The sequence below is a fragment of the Pseudomonas sp. MWU12-2037 genome (assembly GCF_023242345.1).
GTDB lineage: Bacteria > Pseudomonadota > Gammaproteobacteria > Pseudomonadales > Pseudomonadaceae > Aquipseudomonas > Aquipseudomonas gingeri_D.
In genome coordinates, this window is the sequence record NZ_JALLIZ010000030.1 from 38,541 (window position 1) to 49,676 (window position 11,136).

The window sequence follows — 11,136 nt, forward strand, 5'->3', positions numbered from 1 at the left end:
CCGAACGGGACGACTACAGCTATGCCTGAGAGGCCAGAACACGACGCTCCCAGGGGGTAATTTCATCCAGGAAACTGGTCAGCTCCATGCTCTTGGAAGCGATATAGCCTTCGATGAACACGCTGCCGAACAACTCCCTGGCCAACGGACTACGTTTCAGACGTTCGAGCGCGGCATGCAAGGTACATGGCAACGACAAAGAATCCGGAACTTCGAATTCACCCTGGATAGCCGGCGTCGGTTCCAGCTCGTGCTCGATCCCGTAAAGGCCCGCCGCCAGGCTCGCGGCAATCGCCAGATAGGGATTCGCATCGGCTCCCGGCAAGCGGTTTTCTACCCGCCGCGCCACTGGAGCGCTGGCCGGAATACGCAAACCGGCCGAGCGGTTGTCATGGGACCAGCAAGCGTTGTTCGGCGAGGCAAAGGGATGGCACAGCCGCTGGTAGGAATTCACGTTCGGTGCGAACAGCGCGGTGAAGTCCGCCAGGCAGGCCTGCTGCCCACCGATGAAATGCCGGAAGGTCGCGGTCGGCTCGCCGTTGGCATCGCTGAACACATTGCGCCCGCTGTCGGCCGCCACCACGCTCTGATGAATATGCATGGAACTGCCAGGGGTGTGAGCCAGCGGCTTGGCCATGCAGACCACGGTCAGGCCGTGCTTGAGGGCGACTTCCTTGAGCAGGTGCTTGAACAGGAAAGTCTGGTCGGCCAGCAGCAACGGATCGCCATGCAGCAGGTTGATCTCGAACTGGCTGACGCCCATTTCGTGCATGAAGGTATCCCGGGGCAGTCCCAGGGCGGCCATGCATTCGTAGACTTCGCTGAAGAAGGGGCGCAAGCCGTTGTTGGAACTGACGCTGAACGCCGAATGGCCCTCCTCGCGTCGACCGTCCAGGCCCACTGGCGGCAGGAAGGCCTGGGTCGGGTCGGGGTTCGGGGCAAAGACGAAGAACTCCAGCTCGGTCGCGACCACTGGCGCCAGGCCACGGGCCGCATAACGCGCGATCACCGCCTTGAGCTGGCCACGGGTCGAAAGGCTGGAGCTTTCGCCACTCAGTTCGTCCGCATCACAAATGGCCAGGGCACGGGGTTGCCGGCTCCAGGGCAAGCGGTGAATCTGCTGGGGATCGGCGTTGAGCGCCAGGTCGCCGTCGTCACTGCCGTAGAAACGTGCCGGCGGGTAACCGCCCATGATGCATTGCAGCAAGACCCCGCGAGCCATCTGCAGGCGCCGCCCTTCGAGAAAGCCCTCGGCGGTCATCACCTTGCCGCGGGGTACGCCATTGAGGTCCGGGGTGACACACTCAATCTCATCAATGCCGGTCAGTCGCTGGGCGAGTGAACGCTGGCCATCGGTCGTCATGACTCAATCCTTGTTGTTGTACGGGCCGCTAACGGCGTCCTGTACAAAATACGCATCACCCGTTCAGGATTTCAAGCAGGGAATACAGAAAAGACTGACCGAACAATCAGGGTACGCCCTGGCGATTGCACTCACGGCAGATAAAGACTGAACAAGGCCCCGCCCAAGGTCCCGCCATTGGCGATCTCGATCCGCCCGCGCACGCCGTTGCGCTCGTGCAGCCCGGCAATCCGCGCAGCGAAATACAACCCCAGGCCGGTACTGCCGGTCGCCGGGTTGATGCCCTGGACATAATCGGCCTGGCGCTCGACCATCTGTTCCGGGTAACCGGGACCGTCATCATTGATGGTCAGCACCAATTGCTCGCCCTCTTCGCGGACACTGATCAACAGCGCATGACAGGCGTAGCCGATGGCATTGGTGACGATATTGCCGACCACCGAACCGATCAGTTCCCGGTCGAAGAAACCCAGCGGACTGAAATCACCGACCTCACAGCTGGCGACGATCCCACGGCTGCTCAGCAGCTCCTGGCGCCCAGCCAGTTGCGCGCCGATAAAATCGTCCATCTCATGGTAATCCGGGCGCAGCGGCAGCTGATTGACCCCTAGCTTGTACAGTCCGAGCAGTTGCACCAGCATGGTATTGAGATGCGCGAACTCATACTCGATCACACTGTGCTCGGGGGTTTCGCGCTGGGCATCGGGCAAGCGCGCCAACCACTGGCCATGGGCCTGTGTCAGCATCGCCAGGGAGTTCTTCATGTCATGCACGGTGGAGGCAATCACCGTGGAAAAATCCAGCCCCTCGTGAGTCTCACTCATTCGCCAAATGCCCGGGTGCGCAATTTCTGATACCTCTCATAACGGGGGTCGCTGTCCGGCATCTTGCCGACCATTTTCAGACAGCCGCGACACTCCTCGAGCACTGCGGCATCGCCGCCCTTCTGGGCAATGACGAGCAGCGCCTGGGCCGCGTTCAAGGCAATACTGATGTTCTTCGGTTGCAGCGCCAAAGCCCGGCGGAACAGATCCACGGCCTCGTCCAGGTTGCCGCCCTTGTAGCTGCGCACGCCCTGCACGTTGAGATCGATGGCCGCCTTGCCGCCGCCAAGGATCTCCGGGTCGGAGGTCAGCTTGGCGATCCCCTTCATCACCGTCGGATCGTCGCCGTAGATTTCCACGCAGTTCTTCAGCATCGAAGCGCCAGCATCAGCCTGGCCCAGTTGCTGCAGCTGCTTGGCCACCAGCAGCGCGGCCTCGGCGCTCATGAAGTTCTCCATGCCGTCCAGGCGCGACATCGCCTGCTCGGTGAGCTTGTCGGCGGTTTCGGCATCGTTGAGCAGCAGGCTGGTGGCCTTCATCAAGCGCGCCCGCACCTGCAAGCCCTGGTCGTTGGCGTTTTCCTTGGCGACCGCGCTCAGAGTCTGGTTGATCTCCAGCCGGGTACGGGTGTCCAGGCCACGCTCGCTGCCCTTGCTGATCAGCGCATGGGCCAGGCCGAGGTTGCTCTCAGGGTCCTTGAAACGCGATTGCTCGCCCTGGTACACGGCCTGGCGATAAGCTCGGGAAGCACTTTCAAAATCTTCATTGGCCAAGGCCAGCTTGCCCAGCATCGACTGTCGGCGCACCGCCAGCGGCGAGAGGCGTACAGCCTCTTCCAACACGCTCTGTGCACGCCGGGTATCGCCTTCCTGCACCAGCACCTCGGCCAGGCCGTCATAGAGCGCCGGCATCATCGGAAACGCCTTGAGCGCGGTCTCATAGAGCGCCTTGGCCTGGACGACCTGGTTGCGTTTGAACAGCAACTGCCCCATACGCGCATAAGCCCAGGGCAACGGACGGTCGGCGAGGATGCCGGTGAGAAAACGTTCCAGGGGTTCGAACTGATTCAGGTTCCACATCGCGTCGGCGCGGTAGCGCAGGCACAACGGAGCGAAACGGCTGTCCTGCTGGGTCAGGCGGGTGCAGGCGGCCAGCACCTCGGCCGGCTTGTCGCGGTCCAACGCCTCCATGATCGGCTTGAGCAGGTTCTTGCGCTGCACCAGCTTTTCCAGGCGCTGGGCCAGGCTGGCACGGTTGAACGGCTTGGTCAGGTAGGCATCGGGCTCGTGTTCGAGGGCCGAGAGCACCATGGCCTGGCTGCTTTCGGCGGTGACCATGACAAACACGCTTTCATGGCTGATCAGCTTGTCGGTCATCAGGTCTTCGAGCACCTGCTGGCCGTTCTTCTTGCCATCGCCCAGGTGGTAGTCATGCAGCACGAAATCGTAACGTTTCTGGGCGCACATGCGCAGCGCCTGTTCCCCGGTGTCGGCGGTGTCCACTTCCTTGACCCCCAACTCCCGCAGCATGGACCGGACTGAACTGCGGAAATCGGAGAAATCATCGACGATAAGAAAGTTTTTTTGGTGATACGCCAGCATCGAGATTCCTGTCATGGGAAATAGAAGATGAGCCCGTGGGCAATCACCAGAGCGGGTTCAGCTTCCCTGCTACCTTCGCGCGCAGATAATAACTAACAGCATTTTGCCATCAAGCGACTTTACAGCATCGTACAAAATCCCAGGCAAAAAGCGACCTTTTGCCAAGCGTAGCGGCAAAAGCTATAGAGGCTTGATCAACCAGTTGAGACACACCCTCAGCCCACGGCAGCGGATTCTACGGTTGTCTTCAACAGGGTATCGTCAGGCGCCGCGAAAACCTGAGACTCGGACGAAGGGTTGTCAGCATCGACCACGGCAAGTAGGCAACCCGTTAACGACCCACCTGGCGTATTTCCAGCAGCGCAAACAGCTGGATACCGGCCAGCATGGCCAGCACGAACACGATGGCCTGCCAATGCCCGGTCAGCAGAATCGCCACCGCCGGTCCCGGGCAGATGCCAGCGATTCCCCAGCCCACGCCAAACAGCAGGCTGCCGCCCACCAGGCGGACATCCAACCCGCGTTTGAGCGGTATCTGCATGGCCGCTCCCAACAGGGAGTGCTTGTGTTTGCCGGCCCATCGGAATGGCAAGGCCGCCACGACCACGGCCCCCAGCATGACCAGTCCCAGGGAAGGATCCCAGGCCCCCGCCAGATCAAGAAACCCCAACACCTTGGCCGGGTTGGCCATACCGGCCAGCAGCAGGCCGATGCCGAATATCAGACCGCCCAAAAAAGCCGTCAGCTTGGTCATAGCCAGACTCCCAACACATGGCGAAGAACATGGACCGTGGCAAATCCCGCGGCCATGAAGCACAGCGTGGCCACAATGGAGCGTGGCGACAGCCGTGAAATGCCACACACACCGTGCCCGCTGGTGCACCCCGAGCCATAACGGGTTCCCAATCCCACCAGCAGGCCCGCCAGCACCAAGCCGGGGACTCCGGTCTCGAAGCGGATCGTCGGCAGCGCATGGAACGCCCCCCACAACAACGGCGCCAGCAGCAGACCCAGTAGAAACAAGGCCTTCTCGCCCCACCCTTCGCTGCCGCGCTGAAGCAGGCTGCCGAGTAAGCCGCTGATGCCGGCAATACGGCCGTTGGCGAGGATGAACAGAGCCGCCGCCAGCCCGATCAGCGCGCCTCCAGCCAGTGCCGACCACGGCGTAAAGTCAAGCCAGTCGATAGTCATATCGCCCCGTCCGCTGAATAAAGAGAGTATGCATGGTCGTGAGTGCAGTCGACCTGCGTCAATGTTTCGGCCCCCATGGGCGGATATGGTCACAACAGTAGCGACTCTCCTTGAAAAAACCGACTCACGGAGCTGAACAATCATGCCAGTGAGTCGATATAAAAAAACATAACAAGCTTGCTCCTCGACCCGGGATTTCCTATGAAGTGGAAAATACGCAACAAGGTTCTGCTGCTATCTGTGATTCCTGCCCTCCTGCTGGCTTTGATTATTCAACTGCTGGCCTTTTCCGAGCAGCAGGCCATGGGCGAGCGAAGTATCGAGGAGACGCGCCAGACCTTGATAAAAACCCGCAAGGACGAGCTGGTGCATTACCTCGATCTGGCCTACAGCGCCATCAAGCCGCTTTATGAAGGGGCCGATGCCATGAGCCCCGCCACCCAGGAAGAGGCCAAGCGTCGACTGCGCGACCTTCACTATGGGCAAGACGGCTATTTCTTCGGCTACAACGACAAGGGCGACAGGATTTTCCTGGCCGCCGGCAAGGACGATGGAAAAAATTTCTGGGACCTGAAAGACAGCCACGGCACTTACCTGATCCGAGAACTGATCGGTGCCGCCAAGCGCGGCGGTGATTTCGTCACCTACTACTTCCCCAAGCCCGGTAATGACGACACCGCCTACCCCAAGCTGTCCTACGCCATTTACCTGGACAAATGGAACTGGATCGTCGGCGCCGGGTTTTATGTCGACGGCCTGGACGCCCTGATCGCCACGCAAACGCAACACCAGCAGCAGGCCATGGATGCCCTGCGCTGGAAGCAATGGGGCATCATGGGGGTGCTGCTGATCGTGCTCAGCCTCGTCGCAGCCTATGTCGCTCGCAGCATCGTCAGACCACTCGGCCTGCTGACCCGCAGCTTGCAGGACTTGGCCAGCGAAGACGGCGACCTCACCCGTCAGCTGCCCATCGATGGCAATGAGGAAACCGCCGAGCTGGCCGGTGCCTTCAATCAGTTCGCCGGAAAAATCCGCCATATGGTGCTGGAGCTGGCCCGCTGCGCCCAGCAGTTGCAGGAGCGCAACGAACAACTCAAGCAAAGTGCCCAGCATGCCGCCGATGCGCTGACACGCCAGACCCGTGACGCCGAGCAGGTCACCCACGCCATGGAGCAGATGGCCCTGGCCACCCACAACGTGGCGGAGTCGGCGCAGAATGCCGCCCAGGCGACCCGCAATACCGATGAGCAGGCCCAGGCCATGCAAACCAACGTGAGCGACACCGTCAATGCCATTGGCGGTCTGGCGCGGGATATCGAAAAAGCCGCCCAGGATATCCAGACCCTGGGCAGCGATGTGGAGTCCATCGGCTCCATCCTCGATGTGATCCGCGGCATTGCCGAGCAAACCAATCTGCTGGCCCTCAACGCCGCCATCGAAGCCGCCCGCGCGGGAGAACAGGGGCGTGGGTTTGCCGTGGTCGCCGACGAAGTCCGCTCGCTGGCCCAGCGTACCCAGCAAAGCACCCAGGAAATACAGGCCAAGATCACTCAACTGCAACAAGGCGCCCGAGCGGCGGTCAGCACCATGCAGAGCAGCCTCGGTGGCAGCGAGCTGGCAGTGACCAAGGTCAACGGTACCGGCCAGATCCTGGCCCAGGTCAGCAATGCGGTGTCCGAGATCAACGGCATGAACAACCAGATCGCGACCGCCGCGGAAGAACAGTCGAGCATTGGCGCCGAGGTGAACCAGAGCCTGGCGCAAATCAGCCAGCACATCAACGACACCCAGGCCATCACCACGCGCAACAACGAAATGTGTGTCGAGCTGGATCAGCTGTCGCGGGAATTGGGACTACTGGTCAAGCGTTTCAGGGTCTGACGGTTCGAAAAGGGCGCTGTCCATCCTGACGCGCCCAAGGGAACCGAGACAAATGAATGATTCTTCATTTCAAAATATTACTAAAAATCACACTACAGTCATCAGACAGAAATATTTCAGGAATTAAATCGTAACGTCTCTTTATAGGTGGGTCACTCCACTTAACCCTTTCATTGAGGTGTTTGATGTTGCTGACTAAAAAAGGCCTGTCTGTCCTGCTGGCTTCTCTGTGCCTGAGCGGTGTCGCTCACGCGACCGATGTGACCGGCGCTGGCTCCAGCTTTGTCTATCCGGTCCTGTCCAAGTGGTCCCAGGACTACAGCAAAGACTCCAGCAATCGCATCAACTACCAGTCGATCGGCTCGGGTGGCGGTATTGCCCAGATCAAGGCGGCGACCGTGGACTTCGGCGCTTCCGACGCCCCACTGTCGGCGGACGACCTCAAGGCTGGCGGCCTGGGTCAATTCCCTAGCGTGATTGGCGGCATCGTGCCGGTGATGAACATCGACGGCGTCGCAGCGGGCCAATTGAAGCTCGACGGCGAAACCCTGGCGAAAATCTTCCTGGGTGAAATCACCGAGTGGACCGACCCGGCCATCGTTGCCCTGAACCCGGGCGTGAAACTGCCTGGCGGTAAAATCACCGTGGTTCACCGTTCTGACGGCTCGGGTACCTCGTACAACTTCACCAACTACCTCGCTAAAGTGAGCGATGGCTGGAAATCCAAAATCGGCTTCGGTACCACCGTGCCTTGGCCAGTCGGCGTCGGCGGCAAAGGCAACGAAGGTGTCTCCGCCTACGTGAAGCAGATCAAGAACTCCATCGGTTATGTCGAGTACGCTTACGCTCTGCAGAACAAGATGACTCACGCACAGCTGAAAAACGCCGCCGGCAAGTTCATCCAGCCTAACGCCAAAGCGTTTGCGGCGGCTGCCGACACCGCCGACTGGGCCAACGCCAAAGACTTCAACCTGATCATGACCAACGCTCCTGGCGATGGCGCATGGCCGATCACGGCGACCACCTGGATCATCATGTACAAACAACCGAAGAATGCCGAGCAGAGCCAGGCAGCCTTCAACTTCTTCAAATGGTCGCTGGAAAATGGCCAACAACAGGCCTCGGCGCTGGACTATGTGGCTTTGCCTGACTCCCTCGTCAAGCGCATCGAAGGTTATTGGAAGTCTGACTTCGCCCATTGATCCAGCAATAGCTAAAACACCCCTTCCTCGGGCAGTCTTTGCCGAGTGAAGGGGTTTGTTTGTGAGCAGACTTCTGATGAACGATATAGTGCAACCTCCGACCATGACCATTTACGCTGGCGAAGTGGCGAGTGATGCGCGTGCGACTCGCGATCATCGTCATGATCTCTGGTTCAAGCGCTCGATGATGGGCGCCGCGATGCTGGTGCTGCTACTCCTGGCAAGCATCGCAGCGTCGACACTCTGGGGCGGCAGTCTTGCGCTCAAGACCTTCGGTTTCGGTTTTCTTACCAGCACTGAGTGGGATGCGGTCAATAACCACTTTGGTGCCCTGGTGCCGATTTACGGCACCCTGGTGACGTCCTTCCTGGCGTTGCTGATTGCGGTTCCCGTCAGCTTCGGCATTGCGATTTTTCTGACTGAGGTCGCACCACCTTGGCTACGGATGCCCGTCGCCTCGGCGGTTGAATTGCTCGCGGGGATTCCATCGATCATCTACGGCATGTGGGGCCTGTTCGTATTCGGCCCGTTCATGGCTGAACATCTGTCTCCCTGGATCAACGATTACCTGGGTTCGCTACCTTTGGTCGGTTCGCTGTTTCAGGGGCCGCCCCTGGGTATCGGCATGCTGACCGCCGGCATCGTCCTGGCAATCATGATCATGCCCTTCATCACCTCGGTCATGCAGGAAGTGTTTCGTAGCGTTCCCACGCCACTCAAAGAGTCTGCCTATGCGTTGGGCGGCACTACCTGGGAAGTGGTCTGGGACATCGTCCTGCCTTACACCCGCTCTGCGGTGGTCGGCGGCATTTTCCTCGGACTGGGACGGGCATTGGGCGAAACCATGGCGGTGACTTTCGTACTGGGTAACGCTCAACAGTTCTCGGCCTCCTTGCTGATGCCAAGCAGCTCCATCGCTTCGGTCATCGCCAACGAGTTCAGCGAAGCCTATACCGACCTGCATCGTTCGGCGCTGATTGCCCTGGGCTTCTTGCTGTTTATCGTCACCTTTATCGTATTGGCGCTGGCGCGACTCCTGCTGATGCGGCTTTCACGCAAGGAGGGTGTATGACCGGTAACGAACGCCTCTACCGAATCCGTGCCTTCAAGAATCAGTTGGCGATGGTGCTCAGTTGTGGCGCCACGGTCTTCGGCCTGGTCTGGTTGGTGTGGATCCTGCTGACCACGATCATCAACGGCTTTCAGGCGCTCAATCTTCGCCTCTTCACCCAGATGACACCGCCACCGGGTGTGGAAGGCGGCCTGGCCAACGCGTTCTATGGTAGCGCCCTGATGTCGGCGATCGCCCTGCTGATCGGCACGCCGATCGGCTTGATGGCGGGCATCTGGCTGGCGGAGTTCGCCCGTCACTCGCGCCTGGGCAACGTCGTTCGTTTCATCAACGACATCCTGCTCTCGGCGCCGTCGATTGTGCTGGGCTTGTTCGTCTACACGGCGGTGATCCTGCCATTGAACCTGCTGACCAATCACCAGTCCGGTTTCTCCGCGATCGCCGGGGCCCTGGCCTTGGCGCTCCTGGTGATTCCAGTGGTGGTCAGGACCACCGACGAGATGCTTCAACTGCAACCCACCACCTTGCGCGAGGCTGCTCTGGCATTGGGTGTCCCGCAGTGGAAATTGACGCTGCAAATCGTCCTGCGCGCGGCGAAAGCCGGTGTGCTGACCGGTATCTTGCTGGCGCTGGCCAGGATCACCGGTGAAACGGCACCACTGCTGTTTACCGCTTTCGGCAACCAGTTCTGGAGCAGCAATCTGCTCAAGCCGATTGCCAGCGTCCCCGTGGTGATCTTCCAGTACGCCATGAGTCCTTTCGAGGACTGGCATTCCCTGGCCTGGGCGGGCGCATTGGTACTGACCTTGTTCGTACTGATCCTCAGCCTTCTGTCCCGTTTGATCCTTTTGCGCAATAGGTTGACTTGATGAATAGCCGTGACCTTGGCAACGAAAAAACCAAAATTCGCGTTCGTGGCCTGGAGTTTTTTTACAACAACCAGCGCTCACTGAAGTCCATCGACATGGATATTCCAGAGAAACGCATCACTGCGATCATCGGGCCTTCAGGTTGCGGTAAATCGACACTGCTGCGGGTATTCAACCGGATCTACTCCATGTATCCGAAGCAGGAGGCGCGTGGCGAGGTACTGCTCAACGGCGAGAACATTCTCGCGCCGGGCTACTCGATGAACCGCCTGCGCAGTCATGTCGGCATGGTCTTCCAGAAGCCGGTACCGTTTCCGATGTCGATCTACGACAACGTGGCCTATGCCGTGCGCCACCATGAGCAGCTATCCCGCCATGAGATGGACGAGCGTGTCGAGCAGGCCTTGAGTGGTGCCGCGCTGTGGGATGAGGTCAAGGATAAGCTCAAGCAAAGCGCACAGGGCCTCTCGGGCGGTCAACAGCAACGTCTGTGTATTGCGCGGACGATTGCCTTGCGGCCACAGGTCTTGCTCCTGGATGAGCCGACCTCCGCACTTGACCCGATTTCCACCGGGCGCATCGAGCAGTTGATCACTGAACTGAAAGAGCAGTACACCATCATCATCGTGACCCACAACATGCAGCAAGCGGCACGGGTATCGGACTACACCGCGTTCATGTTCATGGGTGAGCTGATCGAGCATGCGATGAGCGACACCATCTTCACCAATCCGAAGAAAAAGCAGACCGAAGACTACGTTACTGGTCGCTTTGGCTGATTCGGACGCGAATAGAGAGACCACCTGCAGAGGTGGTTTTTTTATGCCTGGGATTTAGTGGCTATGCATGGCTGTAGGGAGGGGGTTGCTGCCGAGGATGCCCGCGAGCCTTGTATCGCTCATATGGCCGTCATCGCCGGCAAGCCGGCTCCTACAAGAGCCAGGCACGGCGATGTCCCTGAGGTGGAACACCGAGCTGTGGGAGCTGGCTTGCCGGCGATGAGGCCCGCAAGCCTTGCAGCGCCTGAACCGGCCTCTTCGCGGGCAAGCCCGGCTCCTACAGTCCTGTGCCGTACACAAGATCGGTGAACGACACCACACTGTAGGAGCCGGGCTTGTCGGATCGCCGCACCG

At 59.8% G+C, this 11,136-nt stretch carries 10 protein-coding genes; 5 read left to right on the forward strand and 5 right to left on the reverse strand.

Annotated features, from left to right (window positions below):
* Positions 1 to 19 precede the first annotated feature (19 nt).
* From M5B42_RS30950 to M5B42_RS30970, 5 genes are all read right to left on the reverse strand, one after another.
* Positions 20 to 1,261 (reverse strand): glutamine synthetase family protein, encoded by a 1,242-nt coding sequence (locus tag M5B42_RS30950; RefSeq protein WP_248747959.1) that lies wholly within the window; start codon positions 1,259 to 1,261, stop codon positions 20 to 22.
* A 233-nt stretch (positions 1,262 to 1,494) separates the two neighbouring features.
* Positions 1,495 to 2,187 carry a HAMP domain-containing sensor histidine kinase gene (locus M5B42_RS30955; RefSeq protein WP_100944222.1) on the reverse strand — a complete coding sequence of 231 codons (693 nt, stop codon included), beginning with the start codon at positions 2,185 to 2,187 and terminating at the stop codon, positions 1,495 to 1,497.
* Positions 2,184 to 3,788, reverse strand: coding sequence for a tetratricopeptide repeat-containing response regulator (locus tag M5B42_RS30960; RefSeq protein ID WP_248747956.1), 1,605 nt, complete (start codon positions 3,786 to 3,788; stop codon positions 2,184 to 2,186). Before M5B42_RS30960 ends, M5B42_RS30955 begins: the two co-directional genes overlap by 4 nt.
* Positions 3,789 to 4,119: 331 nt before the next feature.
* Positions 4,120 to 4,542, reverse strand: a complete 423-nt coding sequence (locus M5B42_RS30965; protein ID WP_248747957.1) for a DUF6691 family protein — start codon at positions 4,540 to 4,542, stop codon at positions 4,120 to 4,122.
* Entirely contained in the window at positions 4,539 to 4,979 is a 441-nt protein-coding gene (locus tag M5B42_RS30970) for a YeeE/YedE (RefSeq protein WP_103497238.1), read from the reverse strand. Before M5B42_RS30970 ends, M5B42_RS30965 begins: the two co-directional genes overlap by 4 nt.
* A 201-nt stretch (positions 4,980 to 5,180) precedes the next feature.
* Between M5B42_RS30970 and M5B42_RS30975 the strand changes: the two genes are divergently transcribed.
* The 5 genes from M5B42_RS30975 (at position 5,181) to pstB (ending at position 10,782) form a co-directional block, all read left to right on the forward strand.
* Positions 5,181 to 6,860 carry a methyl-accepting chemotaxis protein gene (locus tag M5B42_RS30975; protein ID WP_248747958.1) on the forward strand — a complete coding sequence of 560 codons (1,680 nt, stop codon included), beginning with the start codon at positions 5,181 to 5,183 and terminating at the stop codon, positions 6,858 to 6,860.
* A 185-nt stretch (positions 6,861 to 7,045) separates the two neighbouring features.
* Positions 7,046 to 8,062, forward strand: coding sequence for a phosphate ABC transporter substrate-binding protein PstS (gene pstS, locus M5B42_RS30980; RefSeq protein ID WP_177102045.1), 1,017 nt, complete (start codon positions 7,046 to 7,048; stop codon positions 8,060 to 8,062).
* A gap of 76 nt (positions 8,063 to 8,138) precedes the next feature.
* Positions 8,139 to 9,134, forward strand: a complete 996-nt coding sequence (pstC, locus tag M5B42_RS30985; RefSeq protein WP_103497236.1) for a phosphate ABC transporter permease subunit PstC — start codon at positions 8,139 to 8,141, stop codon at positions 9,132 to 9,134.
* Positions 9,131 to 10,003 (forward strand): phosphate ABC transporter permease PstA, encoded by an 873-nt coding sequence (gene pstA / locus M5B42_RS30990; RefSeq protein WP_103497235.1) that lies wholly within the window; start codon positions 9,131 to 9,133, stop codon positions 10,001 to 10,003. The genes pstC and pstA overlap by 4 nt, the downstream gene beginning before the upstream one ends.
* Positions 10,003 to 10,782 (forward strand): phosphate ABC transporter ATP-binding protein PstB, encoded by a 780-nt coding sequence (pstB, locus tag M5B42_RS30995; protein WP_100944227.1) that lies wholly within the window; start codon positions 10,003 to 10,005, stop codon positions 10,780 to 10,782. Before pstA ends, pstB begins: the two co-directional genes overlap by 1 nt.
* Positions 10,783 to 11,136 lie beyond the last annotated feature (354 nt).